The organism is Curtobacterium sp. Leaf183, assembly GCF_001424385.1.
In the GTDB taxonomy this organism is placed as follows: domain Bacteria; phylum Actinomycetota; class Actinomycetes; order Actinomycetales; family Microbacteriaceae; genus Curtobacterium.
On the sequence record NZ_LMPO01000001.1, the window covers coordinates 294,729 to 311,601 of the forward strand.

Annotated in this window: 24 protein-coding genes; 12 read left to right on the top strand and 12 right to left on the bottom strand. The window is 72.4% G+C overall.

Annotated features, from left to right (window positions below; all coding sequences use genetic code 11):
* The first annotated feature begins 32 nt into the window (after positions 1–32).
* The 8 genes from ASG04_RS01370 to ASG04_RS01405 all read left to right on the top strand — a co-directional run bounded on the left by ASG04_RS01370 (position 33) and on the right by ASG04_RS01405 (position 6,736).
* Positions 33–1,328, top strand: a complete 1,296-nt coding sequence (locus tag ASG04_RS01370; RefSeq protein WP_056120151.1) for a bifunctional phosphopantothenoylcysteine decarboxylase/phosphopantothenate synthase — start codon at positions 33–35, stop codon at positions 1,326–1,328.
* A gap of 109 nt (positions 1,329–1,437) precedes the next feature.
* Positions 1,438–1,839: a hypothetical protein gene (locus tag ASG04_RS01375; protein WP_056119133.1), complete on the top strand. Its 402-nt coding sequence runs from the start codon at positions 1,438–1,440 to the stop codon at positions 1,837–1,839.
* Positions 1,836–2,624, top strand: coding sequence for a YqjF family protein (locus ASG04_RS01380; protein WP_146245145.1), 789 nt, complete (start codon positions 1,836–1,838; stop codon positions 2,622–2,624). The genes ASG04_RS01375 and ASG04_RS01380 overlap by 4 nt, the downstream gene beginning before the upstream one ends.
* Complete coding sequence (locus tag ASG04_RS01385; RefSeq protein ID WP_056119140.1) at positions 2,621–3,058, top strand: DUF1810 domain-containing protein; 438 nt, start codon at positions 2,621–2,623, stop codon at positions 3,056–3,058. The genes ASG04_RS01380 and ASG04_RS01385 overlap by 4 nt, the downstream gene beginning before the upstream one ends.
* A gap of 96 nt (positions 3,059–3,154) precedes the next feature.
* On the top strand, positions 3,155–3,805 hold the full coding sequence (locus ASG04_RS01390; protein ID WP_056119142.1) for a GntR family transcriptional regulator: 651 nt from the start codon (positions 3,155–3,157) through the stop codon (positions 3,803–3,805).
* 89 nt (positions 3,806–3,894) lie between these two features.
* Positions 3,895–4,377, top strand: a complete 483-nt coding sequence (locus tag ASG04_RS01395; protein ID WP_056119144.1) for a MarR family winged helix-turn-helix transcriptional regulator — start codon at positions 3,895–3,897, stop codon at positions 4,375–4,377.
* A 239-nt stretch (positions 4,378–4,616) separates the two neighbouring features.
* Positions 4,617–5,507, top strand: a complete 891-nt coding sequence (locus tag ASG04_RS01400) for a hypothetical protein (RefSeq protein ID WP_056119146.1) — start codon at positions 4,617–4,619, stop codon at positions 5,505–5,507.
* Between the two features lie 74 nt (positions 5,508–5,581).
* Positions 5,582–6,736, top strand: a complete 1,155-nt coding sequence (locus tag ASG04_RS01405; RefSeq protein ID WP_235515390.1) for a low temperature requirement protein A — start codon at positions 5,582–5,584, stop codon at positions 6,734–6,736.
* A 19-nt stretch (positions 6,737–6,755) separates the two neighbouring features.
* Here the strand turns inward: ASG04_RS01405 and ASG04_RS01410 are convergent, their stop codons facing one another.
* Genes ASG04_RS01410 through ASG04_RS01425 form a run of 4 tightly spaced genes read right to left on the bottom strand, consistent with a single transcriptional unit; the run spans position 6,756 to position 8,789 of the window.
* Entirely contained in the window at positions 6,756–7,106 is a 351-nt protein-coding gene (locus tag ASG04_RS01410; RefSeq protein ID WP_056119151.1) for a hypothetical protein, read from the bottom strand.
* The gene (locus ASG04_RS01415; RefSeq protein ID WP_056119155.1) at positions 7,103–7,798 is read right to left on the bottom strand and encodes a hypothetical protein; all 696 of its coding nucleotides are present in this window, start codon (positions 7,796–7,798) and stop codon (positions 7,103–7,105) included. The genes ASG04_RS01410 and ASG04_RS01415 overlap by 4 nt, the downstream gene beginning before the upstream one ends.
* The gene (locus tag ASG04_RS01420; protein WP_056119158.1) at positions 7,795–8,361 is read right to left on the bottom strand and encodes an RNA polymerase sigma factor; all 567 of its coding nucleotides are present in this window, start codon (positions 8,359–8,361) and stop codon (positions 7,795–7,797) included. The genes ASG04_RS01415 and ASG04_RS01420 overlap by 4 nt, the downstream gene beginning before the upstream one ends.
* A gap of 35 nt (positions 8,362–8,396) precedes the next feature.
* Entirely contained in the window at positions 8,397–8,789 is a 393-nt protein-coding gene (locus ASG04_RS01425) for an Asp23/Gls24 family envelope stress response protein (protein ID WP_056119161.1), read from the bottom strand.
* A 137-nt stretch (positions 8,790–8,926) separates the two neighbouring features.
* Between ASG04_RS01425 and ASG04_RS01430 the strand changes: the two genes are divergently transcribed.
* On the top strand, positions 8,927–9,586 hold the full coding sequence (locus ASG04_RS01430) for an MOSC domain-containing protein (protein ID WP_056119163.1): 660 nt from the start codon (positions 8,927–8,929) through the stop codon (positions 9,584–9,586).
* Here ASG04_RS01430 and ASG04_RS16945 read toward each other — a convergent pair.
* On the bottom strand, positions 9,570–10,298 hold the full coding sequence (locus ASG04_RS16945; protein WP_082517717.1) for an ASCH domain-containing protein: 729 nt from the start codon (positions 10,296–10,298) through the stop codon (positions 9,570–9,572). The two genes, ASG04_RS01430 and ASG04_RS16945, sit on opposite strands and share 17 nt — an antisense overlap.
* Positions 10,299–10,347: 49 nt before the next feature.
* Positions 10,348–10,728, bottom strand: a complete 381-nt coding sequence (locus tag ASG04_RS01440; protein ID WP_056119166.1) for an MmcQ/YjbR family DNA-binding protein — start codon at positions 10,726–10,728, stop codon at positions 10,348–10,350.
* 110 nt (positions 10,729–10,838) lie between these two features.
* Between ASG04_RS01440 and ASG04_RS01445 the strand changes: the two genes are divergently transcribed.
* Complete coding sequence (locus ASG04_RS01445) at positions 10,839–11,138, top strand: excalibur calcium-binding domain-containing protein (protein WP_056119168.1); 300 nt, start codon at positions 10,839–10,841, stop codon at positions 11,136–11,138.
* Between the two features lie 9 nt (positions 11,139–11,147).
* Here the strand turns inward: ASG04_RS01445 and epsC are convergent, their stop codons facing one another.
* The 4 genes from epsC to ASG04_RS17745 all read right to left on the bottom strand — a co-directional run bounded on the left by epsC (position 11,148) and on the right by ASG04_RS17745 (position 13,367).
* Entirely contained in the window at positions 11,148–11,729 is a 582-nt protein-coding gene (gene epsC / locus ASG04_RS01450) for a serine O-acetyltransferase EpsC (RefSeq protein ID WP_235515391.1), read from the bottom strand.
* Positions 11,726–12,664 carry a cysteine synthase A gene (gene cysK / locus ASG04_RS01455; protein WP_056119174.1) on the bottom strand — a complete coding sequence of 313 codons (939 nt, stop codon included), beginning with the start codon at positions 12,662–12,664 and terminating at the stop codon, positions 11,726–11,728. Before cysK ends, epsC begins: the two co-directional genes overlap by 4 nt.
* 136 nt (positions 12,665–12,800) lie before the next feature.
* On the bottom strand, positions 12,801–13,049 hold the full coding sequence (locus ASG04_RS17740) for a PDDEXK nuclease domain-containing protein (protein ID WP_321164474.1): 249 nt from the start codon (positions 13,047–13,049) through the stop codon (positions 12,801–12,803).
* 33 nt (positions 13,050–13,082) lie between these two features.
* Positions 13,083–13,367, bottom strand: a complete 285-nt coding sequence (locus ASG04_RS17745; RefSeq protein WP_235515393.1) for a DUF1016 N-terminal domain-containing protein — start codon at positions 13,365–13,367, stop codon at positions 13,083–13,085.
* Between the two features lie 134 nt (positions 13,368–13,501).
* Between ASG04_RS17745 and ASG04_RS01470 the strand changes: the two genes are divergently transcribed.
* Complete coding sequence (locus ASG04_RS01470; protein WP_056119183.1) at positions 13,502–14,176, top strand: DUF899 family protein; 675 nt, start codon at positions 13,502–13,504, stop codon at positions 14,174–14,176.
* Positions 14,177–14,220: 44 nt separating this feature from the next.
* Here the strand turns inward: ASG04_RS01470 and ASG04_RS01475 are convergent, their stop codons facing one another.
* Positions 14,221–15,249 (bottom strand): dipeptidase, encoded by a 1,029-nt coding sequence (locus ASG04_RS01475; protein WP_056119186.1) that lies wholly within the window; start codon positions 15,247–15,249, stop codon positions 14,221–14,223.
* A 10-nt stretch (positions 15,250–15,259) separates the two neighbouring features.
* Entirely contained in the window at positions 15,260–16,306 is a 1,047-nt protein-coding gene (locus tag ASG04_RS01480; RefSeq protein WP_056119189.1) for a YeiH family protein, read from the bottom strand.
* Between the two features lie 41 nt (positions 16,307–16,347).
* Between ASG04_RS01480 and ASG04_RS01485 the strand changes: the two genes are divergently transcribed.
* Entirely contained in the window at positions 16,348–16,803 is a 456-nt protein-coding gene (locus ASG04_RS01485) for an SRPBCC family protein (RefSeq protein WP_056119192.1), read from the top strand.
* The last annotated feature ends 70 nt before the right edge of the window (positions 16,804–16,873 follow it).

Here is a 16,873-nt window from a genome sequence, read left to right on the forward strand (position 1 = left end):
CCCTCCCACGGGCCCCGGGTAGCGTGGCCACCGTGAACGCAGCACGGAGGACCATCGTCGTCGGCATCACCGGGGGCATCGCGGCCTACAAGGCGGTGCAGGTCATCCGCGGCTTCGTGAAGGCCGACCACGACGTGCACGTCGTCCCGACCGAGGGCGCCCTGCGCTTCGTCGGACTGCCCACCCTCGAGGCCCTGAGCCGGAACCCCGTCACGACGAGCGTGTTCGAGGACGTCGCCGAGGTCCGCCACGTGGCACTCGGCCGCCGTGCGGACCTGGTGGTGGTCGCCCCCGCCACCGCCGACTCGCTCGCCCGGATGGCCGCGGGGCTGGCCGGGGACCTGCTCGGAACGACGCTCCTGGCGACCGAGGCCCCGGTCGTCGTGGCACCGGCCATGCACCCGCAGATGTGGGAGCACCCCGCGACCCGCGCGAACATCGCGACGCTGCGCAGCCGCGGGGTGCACGTCGTCGGCCCGGAGGTCGGTGCACTCACCGGTGACGACGCCGGCATCGGTCGCATGTCGGAACCGGAGGACATCCTGGCGGCGGCCCTGGCCGTGCTGGCCGAGACCACCGGCGTGGGCCGACCCGACGGAGCCGAACCGGGCCTCCAGTCCGCGACCGCCGGCAGCACCGGCGCCCGCGGGGAGCAGGGCGACCTGGCGGGCGTGCGCGTCGTCGTCAGCGCGGGTGGGACCCGCGAACCGTTCGACCCGGTCCGCTTCGTCGGCAACCGCTCGAGCGGACGGCAGGGCGTCGCCATCGCCACCGCCGCCGCGTCCCGCGGTGCGGACGTCATCCTGGTCGCGGCCAACGTCGACGGCAGCCTGACCGCAGGACTCGACGCGCACGTCGTCCCCGTCGGCTCCGCCCTCGAGCTCGCAGACGCCGTGCACGCCGCCGCCGCCGACGCGGACGTCGTGGTGATGACCGCGGCGGTCGCGGACTACCGACCGGCCGAGGTCCGGTCCGAGAAGCTCAAGAAGGACGCACAGGGCGAGCGCATGTCGCTCGAGCTGGTGCGGAACCCGGACGTCCTGGCCGACCTGGTGGCGAACCGCCGGACCGGTCAGATCATCGTCGGGTTCGCCGCCGAGACGGAACCCGACCGCGACGCGCGCCTCGAGCTCGGTCGCGCGAAGATCGCCCGGAAGCCGGCGGACATGCTCGTGCTGAACCGGGTCGGGTGGTCCGAGGGCTTCGAGCGCGAGGAGAACGCCATCGAGGTGCTCGTCCCCGGTGGCGAGGTCATCCGGGCGGCATCCGGCACGAAGGCCGAGGTGGCCGCCGCGGTCCTCGACCTGGTCGCGACCGCGCTGACCTGATCGCCCTGACCTGATCACCCTGACCTGGTCGCTCCGGGCTCGGTCCCCCGCCGCAGGATCCTGGGTCGCTTCTGGGAGCACCCACCGACCGGCGGGCCACGATGGGGCCATGGGACGACGCTCCGCACGCGCCAGACGCGCCACCAGGACCGCGGGCGCGCTCGCGGTCCTCCTGGGCGGCGCCGGCGTCACGCACTTCCTCCGCCCGCGCGGCTACGACCGCATCGTGCCGGCCGGCCTGCCGCCCCGGACCACGACGCTCCTCTCCGGAGCCGCCGAGCTCGGCATCGCGACGGGTCTGCTGATCCCGGCCACCCGCCGCGCGTCCGGGATGGCCGCGGCCGCGCTCTTCCTGGCCGTCTTCCCCGCGAACGTCACGATGGCCAAGGGCATGCTGGACAGCCCGCGGTCGACCCGGGCGATGCGGCTCGTCTCGGTGGTGCGCCTCCCCCTGCAGGCGCCGCTGGTCCTGTGGGCACTGCGCGTCGGTCGGCACGCGCCGCGACGATGACCCCGACGGCGCGCGAGCGGGCGTCCGTCCCCCTGGTGCACCGCGCGGTCACGGTGCACGCGTGGGAGGACGTCGTCTTCGCGCACTGGCGGCACGACCCGGCGTCGCTGGCGCAGCTCGTGCCGCGAGGCACACGCCCCGACGTCGTCGACGGCAGCGCGTGGGCCGGCCTGACGTCGTACGTGTTCCGCGACACCCGGGTCCCGCCGTTCCCGCCGTCGCGGCGAATCGGCTCGATGACCGAGGTCACGATCGAGATCCTGACGATCGACGACCGCGGTCGACGCGGTGTGGTCTACCGGACCGTCGACACCGCCAACGTGCCCGCCATCGTGGCAGCACACGCGCTCCTCGGTGTGCCGTACACGTTCGCACACGCGCGTGGCAGGCGCCGCGGGGACGCGCTGCGCTACCGCTCCGTGCGGCACCCGGAACGCTCCGGGGGCCCGCTCGGTCGTCTGCGCGTCCTGCGCGGACCGACGGGAGGCGCGGTCCAGCCCCGCCACGCCGCTGCGGTCCGGGTCGTGGCCGGTGCGGTCGACGACACCCCGCTGGCGACGGAGCTCACGACCCGGTCCGGGATCCACGCGCGGCACTTGGCGCAGACCGTGTTCTGGCAGCGTCAGCACCCGCCGCTGACACTCCGGCAGGCGCGGTTGGAACGGCTCGAGGGCGACTTGCCCGACGCTGTCGGGATGTCGGGGCTGTTCGACCGGGCACCGGACTCGCTCCTGGTGCTCGACGGCACGACGGTGCGGTACGCGTGGGGGGACGTGGTCCGGTGAGTACGCACCCCGACCTCGACCGGTTCGAGCGCGCCCAGGACGGTGTGCACGAGATCGCGCTGGCCGAACTGCGCCGGGGACGCAAGGACACGCACTGGATGTGGTTCGTGTTCCCGCAGCTCGCCGGGCTCGGGCACAGCGCGACGGCCGTGCGGTACGGCATCAGCGGTGCCGCGGAGGCACGCGCCTACCTGGCGCACCCCGTGCTCGGACCGCGGCTGCTCGAGGTCGCCGACGCCGCAGCGACCAGCCGGGCGCGCTCGGTGGACGCGCTCATGGGCGGCATCGACGCCGTCAAGCTCCGGTCCTCGATGACGCTGTTCGCCGCGGTGGCCGACGATCCCGCCCCGTTCCGTGCCGTGCTGGACCGCTGGTGGGCCGGCGAGGACGACGCGGTGACCCTGGGGCGACTGCGGGACACTGACACACCCTGAACCGAGCGGAACACCGTTCGTATGTCAGGTATCGTCGGCCGTGCATCCGCACACCGACCAGCGTCGGCCGACGGAACCCGAACCGAAGGAAACGACATGCCGGTCCCCAGCAGTGCCCCGACCGAACACCAGCTGCTCCGCGACACCGTCCGTCAGAAGATCCACGCCGCGATCATGGACGGCACGCTCGAACCCGGTGAGCGTCTCAACGACGACGAGCTCATCGCCTGGCTCGGCGTCTCCCGCACCCCCATCCGCGAAGCGCTCAGCCAGCTCGCCCGGGCCGGGCTCATCGAGATGGCGCCGAACCGGTACACCCGGATCACCACACCCAAGCCGGACGAGGTCATCGAGGCGCTGCAGACACTCGGCGTGCTGTTCGGCGGGGTCGTCCGGCTCGCGGTCCCCCGGCTCGGGGCCAGCGCACGCAAGAAGGTCCTGGCGGCGCTCGACCGCACGATCGCCGAGCTCGAGGCGCACGACGTCCGCGCCGTCAACACCGACGCGCTCGGCGTGTTCGCCCTGTACGTCGCCGAGTGCGGCAACGAGAACCTGCGACGGGTGTGCACGGACACGATGGACGGGCTCGCGTTCCGGTTGCGCCTGCCGAACCTCGACGAACTGGTGGACTGGGACCGGATGACCGCCGACTTCAAGCGGCTGCGCAGCGCCACGGAGAACGGCGACAACGTCGAGGCCGAGCTCGCCACCGAGGCGATCCACCAGCTCCCCGGGGAGAAGCACTGACACCGTTCCTGCGGAGACGTACAGGGAACCCCGTCCCGACCGAGCCGGTAGCATCGGCTCGACCACCGCACGACCCCCTGGAGCACCCGATGAGGCAGCACAACTCGGACCACCCGATGGGGCAGACCGACCGCACCGAGATCGCCGCACGCCTGGCCGGGGCGGTCGGACGGATCAACCGGCGCGCACGCTCCGACTCGGCGTCGCTCGGGTACGGGATCGTCTCCGCCCTGGCGACGATCCAGCGCGAAGGACCGCTCCGTCCGGGCGACCTGTCGCGACTCGAGGTGGTCACGAAGCCCACGATGACCCGCATCCTGACGGAGCTCGAGCAGCGCGGGCTCATCGCTCGCGAGGCCGACCCGACCGATGGTCGAGCGTTCAAGGTGAGCATCACCGACGCCGGCGTCACCGCGGTCGAGGACGCCCGGTCGCAGCGCACCGGGATCGTCGCCGAGCTCATCCACGACCTGCCCGCCAGCGACCTCGACGCGATCGCCGGTGCCCTCGACGCGCTGGAGCGCGTTGCACAGGGCCAAGGCGTCCAGCAGGAGCCCAGCTCGGAGCGCTGAGCACCCCCCTGAGGCATCGCGCCAACCGGGTGGACGGACCGTTCTGCCAGTCGCTGTTGACGGTTCGCCCAGGGTCGTCGTCCAGGGTGGCCGTTTCCGTCATCGCGGCGGCCGCCCCACACGGCCGCCCGGCGGACGGACGGGCCCCCACAGCACCGTCCGGACTCCCCCACCGGCGGGTCCCTGCTGCGCTGCGACGATGCGGTGCGCACGGCCGACCCGCCCGACACCCGGAAACGATGCCAGGACTGCACCCCCACGCCCCGACGCCCATCCCCACCGACCCGGTCCCGACGACCCGGCGCGCTGCGCTCGACAGCCCGTCGCGCCGGATCCGCCGCGCGCTCCGCAAGCGCGGCGTGCTGCTCGCGAGCGGCGCCGCCGTGCTCGTCGTCGCCGGTGGCGCACTGACCGTCGGCTCCCAGCCGGCGATCGGCGAGGCCATCGGCATGCCCACGGCCTCCGCAGCGCCCGCGCTGAGCGGGACCGCGCTCGACCGCGCCCAGGCGGCCGCGACGATCACGACCGCGAAGACCGTGGTCGCCGACGCGAACGACAAGACCGACACCGCCTCCCTGGAACGACGGATCAGCGCACTGTCCGACTACCGGCAGCTGTCCGGGGCGGCCATCAGCGACCGCATCCAGTCAACCGTCGACACCGCGCAGGACGTCGCCCAGGCGAGTGCCGACCAGGACCGGCGCGACGCGGCCGACGCGGCCGCCGCAGCACGGGCCGCCGAGGCCGCAGCAGCGGCGAAGGCCGAGGCGGACGCCGCAGCCGCGGCCGCCGCCCAGGCCGCCGCCGCCCAGGCCGCCGCGAACACCCCAGCTGGGGCGAAGTCGACCGCGGCCTCGCTCGCCTCGTCGCAGTACGGCTGGGGGTCCGACCAGTTCCAGTGCCTGGACAGCCTCTGGACGAAGGAGTCGGGTTGGGACTACCAGGCGTACAACCCGTCCGGCGCGACCGGCATCCCGCAGGCGCTGCCCGGCTCGAAGATGTCGACCGTCGCCGCCGACTGGCAGACAAACGCCACGACCCAGGTCACCTGGGGGCTGCGGTACATCAAGGACGCGTACGGCACCCCGTGCGCAGCCTGGAGCCACTCGCAGGCGACGAACTTCTACTGAGCAGGCACCGTCTGAGCGACACGTCGACCGGCCCCGGGTTCCGCCCGGGGCCGGTCCTCGTGTAGGCATGCACGGTGACGACGATCGGACTGCGCCGGATGCGGCCTCGCGACCCCGCCGAGGGGCACCGCGCCGCCAGCCCGCTCGAGCTGCTCTTCGACCTGGTCTTCGTCGTCGCCGTGGGCTTCGCCGCGTCGAACCTGCACGAGATCGAGGCGGAGGGACACGTCAGCTCGGCGATCCTGTCGTTCGCGTTCGTGTTCTTCGCCATCTGGTGGGCGTGGATCAACTTCACCTGGTTCGCGACGTCCTTCGACACGGACGACTGGCTGTACCGCGTGGCGACCTTCGTGCAGATGGCCGGGGTGCTCGTCCTGGCCGCCGGGGTCGGGCCCGCGATGCACGGCGAGGCGCCGGTGGTCGTGGTCATCGGCTACGTGGTGATGCGGCTCGCGCTCGTCGCACAGTGGGTCCGCGCCGGGGTGTCCGCTCCGCAGTACCGGTCGACGGCGACGCGGTACGTCGTCGGCGTCGTCGTCGTGCAGGCGCTCTGGGTCGCGCTGCTGGCGGTCCCGCACGCCGCAGCGCCGGCCGTGATCCCGTTCCTCGTGCTGTTCGAGCTGCTGGTGCCGGTCTGGGCGGAGTCCAGCTCCGAGACGACGCCGTGGCACACTCGCCACATCGCCGAGCGCTACTCGCTCTTCACGCTCATCGTCCTCGGTGAGGGACTGGTGGCCTCGGCGAACGCCGTCATCGACGGCCTGCGGCACGCGGAGCACCTCGGACCGCTGCTCACCCTGGCCGGCGGCGGACTCGTGGTCGTCGCCGGGCTCTGGTGGATCTACTTCGCCCGCGAGCAGCACGAGCACATCCGGGGGCTGCCGAGCGCCCTGGTCTTCGGCTACGGCCACTACGTGGTCTTCGCCGCGGCAGCCGCACTCCCCGCGGGCATCGAGGTCGCCGTCAGTGCCGACGCCGGCGAGGCGGACCTGACCCGGGCCTCCGTCGCGGCGACCATCGCGGTGCCGGTCGCGCTCTTCGTCGCGGCGGTGTGGGCGCTCGCGCTCCGACCGACCCTGGCGCCCCGGTGGAACGTGACCGTCGTCGCACTCGTCCTGGTGGTGCTGGCGAGCATCGCGGTCCCCACCGCGTCACTGGTGGTGACCGCGCTCGCGGTCGCCGCGATCGTGGTGGTCCTGGAGGTCGCGGAGCGCAGCCCGGTCGACTGACGGACGGTCTGCGGTCGCGTCAGCCGACGCGTGCGACGCGCACGTCGACCCGGGACAGCGTGTGGCCGGCAGCCGTCGCGGCGGCGAGCGCCGCGTCGTGCACGGCACGTGCGACCTGCGGTGCCGGGGCGAAGCCGTCCGTGCCGATGACGACGCGCAGGACGTCGCCGTCGACCACGACACGCGGCGGGTTCCCGGTCGCCGAGATGCGCTGCACCGCCGTGACGGCGCTGTGCAGGGTCGGCTTGGCGCGGTACAGCTCGGCGACCCCCGGGACCTCGAGGACCGCGGCCTCGACGGCGTCGACCGTGTCGACGGACCAGGTCTCGTTCGTCTGCGGCGCGTCGTCGGTGTGGCTGGGGTCGCTCATCCTCGGGCCTCCTCGGTGGTGTCGGTCTCGGTGTCGCGGTCGGGGTCGGTCGTGTCGACGTCCACCGCCGCCGGGTCGGCGTGCGCCTCCTCGGCGTCGCGTCCGACGAGCAGGTCACGGACGACGACGTCGACCGCCTCGACCACCAGGTCGGTCTGTTCGCGGAGCGTCTGGTCGACCGCGGTCCGGACCAGGTCCGCCGTCGCCGGGATCGACGGGCCCGCCACGATCGCGACCTCGACCGAGACGCGGACCGGCGCGAGCAGCTGCGTCACGTCGCCCTCGATGGCGCAGCGGGCGACGACGATGCCGGGGACCGAGTCACCGGCACGCCGGACCAGTGACCGGATCGCACCCTCGGTCATCACCGGACGCTCGGTCGCCGACGACGACCGGAGCGGGACGTCGCGGCCGGAGCGGGCCTCGATCGAGATGTTCGCCAGGACACCGCCGATCCAGGACTCGTCGGCCGGGGCCTCGGAGCGGGCGGCGTTCTCGAGCGAGCCGAGCGAGGCGTGACGCAGGCGGATGATCGCCGCCAGGGCGTTCTGACACGCGGGCGAGTCGTCGATGCTCGGGACGGGTGGCTGCATGCCGGCGTCGAGGTAGTCGGCGAGTTCGTCGATCGAGTGACCGTCGAGGTCGTCGGGTTCGAGGGACGCGAGTGCAGCACTGTCGGGCAGTTCGTTCATCGCCAGCCCTCCATCAGACTGATCATGTTCTTTCTGGCGCGGGACAACAGTCCGCGCACGGTGGAGACGGGCACGCCGAGGTCTTCGGCGATCTCCTCGTACGAGGAACCCAGGAGTTCCTTCATGAGCCAGCACCGTCGCTGCGCCTCGGGAAGGGACTCGAGGGCCAGCTCGACGGCGTGCTCGCGGTCGTGGGCCTCGGCGACGCGTTCGGGAGCTCCGTCGGCAGGAGCGGCGACCTCGATCTCGGTGACGTCGTCGTGGTCGCGTCGTGCCCGGATGCGGTCGAGGCACTTGCGACTGAGGATGCGCATCAGCCACGCCTTCACGTGCGACCGGTCCTCGAGCGAGTCCAGCCGGTCCCACGCGGTGATGAAGGTCTCCTGCACGACGTCGTCGAGCTCGTCGGTCGACCCCAGGGTGCGGCGCGCGTAGGCACGCAGCAGCGGGGTGTGCCGGCGGATCAGGACCTCGAAGGCCCGGACGTCACCGTCGGTCGACCGTCCGGCGAGGACGCCGTCGTCGAGGTCGACGAGTGCCGTCCGGGGTGGCTGGTGGTGCACGGTTGGTTCTCCAGGTCGCGAGTGCGGGCTCGGTGTCAGGAGACGCGCGACTCCGTCTCGTCGGCGTCCTCCTCGGGCATGTGCACATCCTGCACCGTCACGTTGACCTCGGCGACCGCCATGCCGACGATCTGCTCGAGTGCGCGGGCGATCGACGAACGCACGTCGTCGGCGAGGCGCTGCAGCGGCACGGGGTACTCGGCGACGATCACGACGTCGGCGGCGACCTGCTTCTCGCCGACCTCGACCGAGATGCCCTGGCCGTGGTCGCGCTGCCCGATCGCGTCGCGGACGGCGCCGATCGCACGGGCGGCTCCGCCACCGATGGCGTACACGCCGGGGACCTCGCGCGCGGCGATGCCGGCGACCTTCTCGACGACGGCGTCCTCGATGACGGTGCGGCCGGTGGTGTTCGTGGAGTTCGTCATGGTGTGCTCCTGCTTCGTTCGTGGGGACGCGGCGACTGCCGGGTCCACCCATGTGACGGTGGTCGGGAGCGGAACGTCACAGGCGCCAGCGAACTGCCAGGTTCCGCTCGGCGGCCTCCGTGGGGCAGGCTGGGTGCATGTCGCTCGTCACCGCCGTCTGCCGCGTCGACCGCCTGCTGCCCGACCGCGGCACGATCGGGGTCACCGCGATCGACAAGCGTCCGGTCGACGGCCCGGTCCGTGTCCGTCCGCTCGGGCTGCACGCCGACGTGCAGGCCGACCGCAAGCACCACGGCGGCGAGGACCAGGCCGTCTACGCGTACGCCGACGAGGACGCCGCCGTCTTCGCCGCGATGCTCGACCGGCCGATCGCACCCGGACTGTTCGGCGAGAACCTCCGCACGAGCGGCATCGACGTCACCGGAGCGGTCACCGGGGAGCGCTGGCGGGTCGGCGACACCCTCGTGCTCGAGGTCACGATCCCGCGCATCCCGTGCGGCACCTTCGCCCGACGGATGGACGTCGACAAGTGGGTCAAGCGGTTCGCTGCGGAGGGCCGCCCCGGCGCCTACCTGCGCGTCGTGAAGTCCGGGCCGGTCGCCGCTGGTGACCCCGTCGTGGTCGTCGACCGTCCCGAGCACGGTGTCACGATCGGTGAGCTCTTCTCCGGGGTGACGCCGGAACGCGCCCAGGCGGTGCTCGACGAGGCCGATGGGCGGGCGCTCGCGCCGAAGGTGCTGCGTGAGGTCACGAAGGCGCTCGCCCGACGCTCGGCGGACGTCACCCCCGCAGGCTGAACCGCGCGACCTCGACCACGTCGTCGTCGGCCAGTCCGGGGTAGTGCCCGCGGAGCCCGTCCCGCAGTGCCGCCACCGACCCGACGTTCTCGTCGCGGGCGTCCTGGTCGTCGATCTCCGCGACGCGCTTGCGGGTCACCGACGTGACCACTGCGGGGACGGCGTCGAAGGCCTCGGCGTGCTCGTCCTCGAACGCGAACGTCGTGGGTCCGGCACCCTGCGGGTCGTCGAACCGGATCGTCGCGGTCTTCCGCCCCGCCAGCACGGCGTCGCGGTACCGGCCCGCGAACCGGACGACCCGTTGTGCCGGCGCGTCCGGCCAGCGGTACGACCGCGGCAGCAGGCTGCGCACCGGGACGCTCTCCGGCTCCGCGCCGATGCCGGGGACCAGCACGAGGGCCTGCGGGTGCAGGTCGAGCAGGACCTGGCGGCACCGGCCGCACGGGGCGAGGACGCCGCGCCCGCCGTCCCCGACCGCGACGATCGACATCACCGGGTCGTCCGACACGGCTGCGGCCGCGCCGAGCACGGCCAGTTCGGCGCAGGGGCCGCCGGTGAAGTGGAACACGTTCGCTGCGACGTGCACTCGGCCGGAGAGGTCCATCGCCGCAGCCGCCACCGTGTGGGTCGCGTCGCCCGCACGGCTCCCGCCGAGTCGGGCCGCGGCGGTCGTCGCCGCGTCGAGGATGATCGAGTCGGTGCGCCACAGCATGGGCCCAGCCTGCCAGGTGTCAGCGGCGGACCAGGCGTCCCGGTCGCGGTCAGTCGTCGCGCCCGCGGTTCGGGTCCAGCGGGCGCTTCGCTCGCGGGAGCCCGGCGACGACCAGGTCGTACGCGTTCGCCACCAGGTCCTCGACGAGGGTCTCATCGATGCCGTCCCCGGGCGCCAGTGTGATCCAGTGCCGCTTGTTCATGTGCCACCCGGGCGTGATCTCGTCGTGGTCCCGCACCAGGGCAGCGCCGTGCGGCGGCGCACACTTCAGGTTGACGATCGGCACGCCCCGCAGCTCCGAGGTCATCACGAACATCTTGCCGACGACCTTGTAGACGAACGCGCCCTCGCCGAAGGGCTGTGTCTCCTCGACCGCCGGCAGGCCCGTCGCCGTGCGGACCGCGATCTCGTGCAGCGCTGCTCCGTCCATCGCCCCAGCATGCCCGAAGCCCCGGACAGGGGGTCTCGGGCACCGCGGACCGATGCGTACGATCAACCGTCACGTGTCCGACGTGACGGGGAACGACCCCTGGGGGGACCATGCGCATCATCACGTCGATCGGCGTCACCGCCACCGCCCTGGCACTCGCCGCGACGGTCAGTCTCGGCACGGCCACGCCAGCCGAGGCCGCCGCGACCGTCTACAAGAACTGCGACGCGGTCCACAAGGTGTACTCCGGCGGCATCGCAAAGAAGTCGGTCACGCAGAACCGGGTCACCACGAAGGGCAAGGTCACGTACCGCGCGCTGCAGGGGACCGTGAAGAAGGACGACGCGCTCTACGCCGCGAACAAGAAGTCCGACGCCGACGGCGACGGGATCGCCTGCGAGATCAGCTGACCCCGACGGTCACAGCGCCGGGACGCCCTCGCCGCCGGAGCGTGGACGGGCGGTTCCGGCGACACCGGTGACGACCGACCCGGCCGGGACGTCCTTGGTGACGACCGTGTTCGCGCCGACGACCGAGTCCGCACCGACCGTGATCGCCCCGATCAGCGACGAGCCGGCACCGAGCACGACCCGGTCCCCCACGGTCGGGTGCCGCTGGGCGCCCGGTCCGTGCGCCCCGCCGCGTCCGCCCAGCGTCACGCCGTGGAACATCAGGACGTCGTCCCCGACCACCGCGGTCTCGCCGATCACGACGCCCATGCCGTGGTCGATGAAGAACCGTCGTCCGATGCGGGCGCCCGGGTGGATCTCGATCCCGGTCAGGGCGCGAGCGGTCTGCGCGACGACCCGGGCCGCGAAGCGGGACCCGGGCAGGTCACGGGCGATCCAGAGCCGATGTGCCACCCGGTGCGCCCAGATGGCGTGCAACCCGGAGTAGACCACCGCGTTCTCGAGGTCACCGCGGGCAGCGGGATCTCCTCGGCGTGCTGCGGCGAGGTCCTCTCGCACCGTCCGCAGCACGCCGTGACGGCGATGGGTCACGCAGTGAGTCCCTCGAAGAGCACCGTCGACAGGTACCGCTCGCCGGTGTCGCAGACGATCGCGACGATGCGCTTGCCGGCGTTCTCGGGCCGGGCGGCGATCTCGATCGCGGCGTGGATGATCGCGCCGGAGGAGATCCCCGCCAGGATGCCCTCGTCCGTCGCGAGCGCACGGGCGACCCGCAGCGCGTCGTCGAGCTCGACGTCGAAGACCTCGTCGATCACGGAGCGGTCGAGCACTTCGGGGATGAAGTTCGCACCGATGCCCGCGATCTTGTGCGGCCCCGCCTTGCCCTCGGTCAACAGGGGCGAGTCCTTCGGCTCGACCGCGACGATCTGCACGCCGGGAACGCGCTCCTTGAGGACCTGGCCCACACCGGTGATGGTCCCGCCGGTGCCGACGCCCGCGATGAACACGTCGACGTGCTCCTCGGTGTCGCGGAGGATCTCCTCGGCCGTCGTGCGACGGTGGATCGCGGCGTTCGCGGCCGTCTCGAACTGGTGCGCCAGGATCGCGCCGGGCGTCTCGTCGACGATGGCGGCGGCTCGTGACACAGCTCCCTGCATGCCCTCGCCACCCGGGGTCAGGACGATCTCGGCACCGTAGGCACGCATCACGGCGCGACGCTCGACGCTCATCGTCTCGGGCATCGTGACGATGACCCGGTACCCGCGAGCGGCTCCGACGAGTGCGAGCGCGATGCCCGTGTTGCCGGACGAGCCCTCGACGATCGTGCCGCCGGGCTTGAGGTCGCCGGACTGCTCGGCAGCGTCGATGATCGCGACGCCGAGACGGTCCTTCACGCTGGCACCGGGGTTGTAGAACTCGAGCTTCGCCAGGATCTCGGCGCCGCCCTCGACGGGGAGTCGGTTCAGCCGCACGAGCGGGGTGTTGCCGAAGGCCTGCGAGATGTTGTCGTAGATGGTGCCGGTCATCCGTTCCGTCCTCACGTTCGGTCGCCCGCGGTCCGACGTGGAGGCGCGGCGTGCGCTGCGATCCTAGCCACCGGACCCGACGTGGCCCTGTCGATGACGCGAGCGGCTCGCGGGAGCCGCACCGGCCTGCGGTCCGTCAGCCGACGCTCGCGTCGAGTGCGCGCCGTAGGTCGGCTTCGGACGGCAGCGCTCGCTGCAGTTCGGGCGGGAGGAGGTCGTAGCGGGCGACGCCGACGGGCGCCGCGGATGAGCCGAGTGCGTACCGGACCACGGCGTCGCTCTTGCCCGTCACCAGCAGCAGTCCCACGGTCTCGGCGTGTGTCGAGAGCCGCATGCGGTCGTCCACGACGGTGACGTAGAACGAGAGCTGTGTCCCCAGGGCAATTGGTCAACAGCCTGTTGACCTCATGACGATTCTTCAGGCCACAGCTGCGAGCTGCCGCATGTACTTCAGGTTCGTCGCCGAGAACCCCTTCACGTCCGGGAAGGCCCGACGGAGATCGCCCGCCAGGCGGGGCAGCACACCGCTCCCCCAACGCCCACGAGCCGACCGTTCGAGCAAGACGGAACCGATGGACCAGTAGAGGTGGATGAGTTGCGCGTTCGCGGCGAGTTGCACACGGCTCCGCGCGGCGCGGACCCTCGTGCTGATGAGCTCGAGCGTCTCGCCGTAGTCAGTCGGCAGGGGGTGATCGTCGGCCATCGTCCGAGCCTGCCCCGCGCAGCCGACGAGGACTGCATCGCCGGTATGCACGTCAGGCGCGATCACGATCGTCCCGCCGCGGGCACGATCCGCCCGACGCGAGTACCCTGCGCGGGAACGACGAGGAGGTCACCATGCCCTGGACAGCACACCCCGACGCCGCTCCGCCGGTGGTCGACCGCAGCGCGTTCGACCAGGCGCTCGCGGAACAGGTCGACGCCGAGAAGGAAGTCACCCGGCACGGCGACCGCGTGTCGGCCGCACGGCGCCGGCTGCCGATGGTCCGGGTCGAGGACTACGCGTTCACCGGACCCGACGGCCCCGTCCACCTGTCCGAGCTCTTCGGCGACCGCTACCTGCTGCTCGTGCAGAACGTGATGTTCGCCCCGAACTGGGACGAAGGGTGCCCGAGCTGCACCTGGGCGGTCGACAACCTCCCCGCGGACATGGGCCGCGTGGAGGACGAGGGCATCGCCTTCGCGATGATCTCGCAGGCACCGATCGAGAAGCTCGACTCCTGGAAACGTGCGCGCGGGTGGCCGCACACCTGGGTGTCCTCGGGCGCGACCAGCTACCACGACGACTGGGGCTGGACGGTCCAGGACGACGACGGAGCGGACTTCCCCCTGCCCGGGTACTCGTACTACCTGCTGCGGGACGGCGTGCCGTACCTGACGTACGCGACGAGTGCCCGCGGGACCGAGGCGATCCTGCCGGTGGCGCACATCATGGACCGCACGGTGTACGGCCGGCAGCAGGACTGGGAGGACAGCCCCGCGGGGTGGCCGCAGTACCCGACCTACGGCTGACCACCGGCACCGACCCCCCGGCGAGCCGACCCCGTCGCCACGCGCTACCGGACGAACGCCGTGCGCGCGAAGCGCTCGTCCGTCGCCTCGAGCACGCGCAGGACGTTGCCGCCGGCGAGTGCCTCGAGGTCGGTCGCACCCCATCCGCGCCGCTCGAGCTCGGCCGCCAGCACGGGGTACCGCGACACGTCGCGCAGGTCCGGGGGCAGCACCGGCGTTCCGTCGTAGTCCCCACCGAGGCCGATGTGCCGGACGCCGGCGACGTCCCGCGCGTGCTCGACGTGGTCCGCGACGTCGGACACCGTCACGAGCGGACCGTCGCCGACCGATCCCGCTGCCTCCCAGTCCGCCCACGCCCGTGAGACGAACTTCGGGACGAACGTGACCATCACCACGCCGCCGTTGTCGGCCAGCCGGGCGAGCACGTCGTCGGGGACGTTCCGCGGGTGGTCGTTGCGGGCGATCGTCGACGAGTGGCTGAAGACCACCGGACTGGTCGCGACGTCGAGGGTGTCGCGCATGGTCGCCGGCGCCGTGTGGGACAGGTCCACGAGCATGCCGATGCGCTCCATCTCGGCGACGACCTGCCGCCCCCGGTCGGTCAGACCCCCGTGGGCCCGATCCCCCGTCGCCGAGTCCGCCCACGGGGTGTCGTCGTTGTGCGTCAGCGTCATGTAGCGCACCCCGAGCCGGGCGAAGTCGCGGAGCACGGCCAGGTCGTCACCGATCGAGTGCCCGCCCTCGGCGCCGAGCAGCGACGCGATCCGGCCGGCGCGCGTCGCGGCCCGGACCTCGGCGGCGGTGCGGGCGAGTGCGAGGTCGTCCGGGTACCGCTCGACCATCCGGTGCACGACGTCGATCTGCTGCAGCGTCGTGCGAACCGGTTCCGGGTCGTCGGCGGGCACGAACACCGACCAGAACTGCCCGACCACACCGCCCGCGCGGAGCTTCGGCAGGTCGGTGTGCAGGGAGTCCTGCTCGGTGTCGATGCCCTCGACGCCGGAGTCATGGGACTCGCGCCGTTCCCAGGGCAGGTCGTTGTGGCCGTCGATCACCGGGAAGGGAAGCGTCATGCCCTCGACGCTACAACGCGCCCGTCAGCGCCATGAGCCCCAGGCTCGAGCCGGTCACGACGAGCCACAGCACCAGCCCGAGCACGAGGGGGCGGAACCCCGCACGACGGAACCCGGCGATGTCCGTGGACAGGCCGATCGCGCTGAGGGCCACCGTGATCAGGAACGCCGCGACGGTCGAGATCGCCGGGTGGACCGGTCCGGGCAGGACGCCCGTGGAGTTCACGGCCGCGGCGATGACGAACCCGATCAGGAACCAGGGGACGAGTCGGGACACGCGACGGACGCCCCAGCGCTGCCGCGGCGTCGCGGACGCACCGGTGTCGCCGGCTGCGAGTCGCACGGCGGCTTCCTCGCGTCGGCCGACCAGCCACGCCAGCCCGAGCACGATCGGGATGATCATGAGCGTCCGGACGAGCTTCACGACGACGGCGAAGTTCGCCGCCTGGGTGCCGTAGGTGCTCGCCGCCGCCACGACCGAGGACGTGTCGTTCACGGCGGTCCCGGCGAACAGCCCGAACGCGTGCTGGCTCATCCCCAGCGCGTGGCCGACGACGGGGAAGACGATGACGGCCGCCACGTTGAACAGGAAGATCGTCGAGACGGCGTACGCGACCTCGACCGACACGGCGCCGATCACGGGCGTCACCGCGGCGATCGCCGACGCGCCGCAGATGCCGGTCCCGACACCGATGAGCGTGCGCAGGTTGCCGACGACGCCGAGCAGCCGGCCGACACCCCACGCCGCGAGCAGGCACACCACGAGGGTGCCGAGCATGACCGGCAGCGACTCGACGCCGACGCGGGCGACCTCGAGCAGCGACAGCTGCGCGCCGAGCAGCACCACGGCGAGCTGCAGCACGAACTTGCTGGCCGTCGTGATGCCCGGCTTGAGCGCGTCCGAGGGGCGACGCACCATCCCGATCACCGCACCGAGCACCACGCCGCTGACCGGCGCGCCGACGACGGGCAGGAACCGGCCGATGACCGTGGCGACCACGGCGATGCCGGTGGCGAGCGCGAGACCGGGTGCGAGCCTCCTGGCCGTTTCCGTCATCGATGTCACGGCACCATCCTGCCCTACGCCAGGATCGGACCATGACGGTTTCGTTCCGGGTCGTGACCGAGCTCGACGCCACCCCCGAGCGAGCCTTCGCGCTCTCGCTCGACATCGGCGCGCACGAGCAGTCGATGGCCGCCAGCGGCGAGCGTGCGGTGAGCGGCACGACGTCGGGCACCATCGGCCTGGGCGAGACGGTCACCTGGCGTGCGCGGCACCTCGGTGTGGTCTGGCGCATGACCTCACAGATCACCGCGTCGGAGGCGCCGCACCGGTTCGTCGACGAACAGGTGCGTGGACCGTTCGCCCGGTTCCACCACGAACACCGGTTCGAGCCGTCGGCCCGTGGTACGCGGATGGTCGACACCATCACCTTCCGCGCGCCCCTCGGGCCGCTCGGGCGCCTGGCCGAGGTCCTCGTGCTCGGGCGGTACATGCTGCACCTCATCCGGCAGCGGAACGCGTTCCTGGCTGAGCAGGCGCGCGCGCACTGAGCGCACCCGCGGTGCTCGGGGCACCGGCGTCCTCGGCCCGCACGACCGCGGGCGATCGGGGTACACGCGT

What these genes read in the sequence shown, in the direction of transcription:
- ASG04_RS01375 (WP_056119133.1), top strand. Translation starts at nt 1,438, where the DNA reads ATGGGACGACGCTCCGCACGCGCCAGACGCGCCACCAGGACCGCGGGC.
- ASG04_RS01380 (WP_146245145.1), top strand. Translation starts at nt 1,836, where the DNA reads ATGACCCCGACGGCGCGCGAGCGGGCGTCCGTCCCCCTGGTGCACCGC.
- ASG04_RS01390 (WP_056119142.1), top strand. Translation starts at nt 3,155, where the DNA reads ATGCCGGTCCCCAGCAGTGCCCCGACCGAACACCAGCTGCTCCGCGAC.
- ASG04_RS01395 (WP_056119144.1), top strand. Translation starts at nt 3,895, where the DNA reads ATGAGGCAGCACAACTCGGACCACCCGATGGGGCAGACCGACCGCACC.
- ASG04_RS01400 (WP_056119146.1), top strand. Translation starts at nt 4,617, where the DNA reads ATGCCAGGACTGCACCCCCACGCCCCGACGCCCATCCCCACCGACCCG.
- ASG04_RS01410 (WP_056119151.1), bottom strand. Translation starts at nt 7,106, where the DNA reads ATGAGCGACCCCAGCCACACCGACGACGCGCCGCAGACGAACGAGACC.
- ASG04_RS01415 (WP_056119155.1), bottom strand. Translation starts at nt 7,798, where the DNA reads ATGAACGAACTGCCCGACAGTGCTGCACTCGCGTCCCTCGAACCCGAC.
- ASG04_RS01425 (WP_056119161.1), bottom strand. Translation starts at nt 8,789, where the DNA reads ATGACGAACTCCACGAACACCACCGGCCGCACCGTCATCGAGGACGCC.
- ASG04_RS01430 (WP_056119163.1), top strand. Translation starts at nt 8,927, where the DNA reads ATGTCGCTCGTCACCGCCGTCTGCCGCGTCGACCGCCTGCTGCCCGAC.
- ASG04_RS16945 (WP_082517717.1), bottom strand. Translation starts at nt 10,298, where the DNA reads ATGCTGTGGCGCACCGACTCGATCATCCTCGACGCGGCGACGACCGCC.
- ASG04_RS01440 (WP_056119166.1), bottom strand. Translation starts at nt 10,728, where the DNA reads ATGGACGGAGCAGCGCTGCACGAGATCGCGGTCCGCACGGCGACGGGC.
- ASG04_RS01445 (WP_056119168.1), top strand. Translation starts at nt 10,839, where the DNA reads ATGCGCATCATCACGTCGATCGGCGTCACCGCCACCGCCCTGGCACTC.
- cysK (WP_056119174.1), bottom strand. Translation starts at nt 12,664, where the DNA reads ATGACCGGCACCATCTACGACAACATCTCGCAGGCCTTCGGCAACACC.
- ASG04_RS17745 (WP_235515393.1), bottom strand. Translation starts at nt 13,367, where the DNA reads ATGGCCGACGATCACCCCCTGCCGACTGACTACGGCGAGACGCTCGAG.
- ASG04_RS01470 (WP_056119183.1), top strand. Translation starts at nt 13,502, where the DNA reads ATGCCCTGGACAGCACACCCCGACGCCGCTCCGCCGGTGGTCGACCGC.
- ASG04_RS01475 (WP_056119186.1), bottom strand. Translation starts at nt 15,249, where the DNA reads ATGACGCTTCCCTTCCCGGTGATCGACGGCCACAACGACCTGCCCTGG.
- ASG04_RS01480 (WP_056119189.1), bottom strand. Translation starts at nt 16,306, where the DNA reads ATGACGGAAACGGCCAGGAGGCTCGCACCCGGTCTCGCGCTCGCCACC.
- ASG04_RS01485 (WP_056119192.1), top strand. Translation starts at nt 16,348, where the DNA reads ATGACGGTTTCGTTCCGGGTCGTGACCGAGCTCGACGCCACCCCCGAG.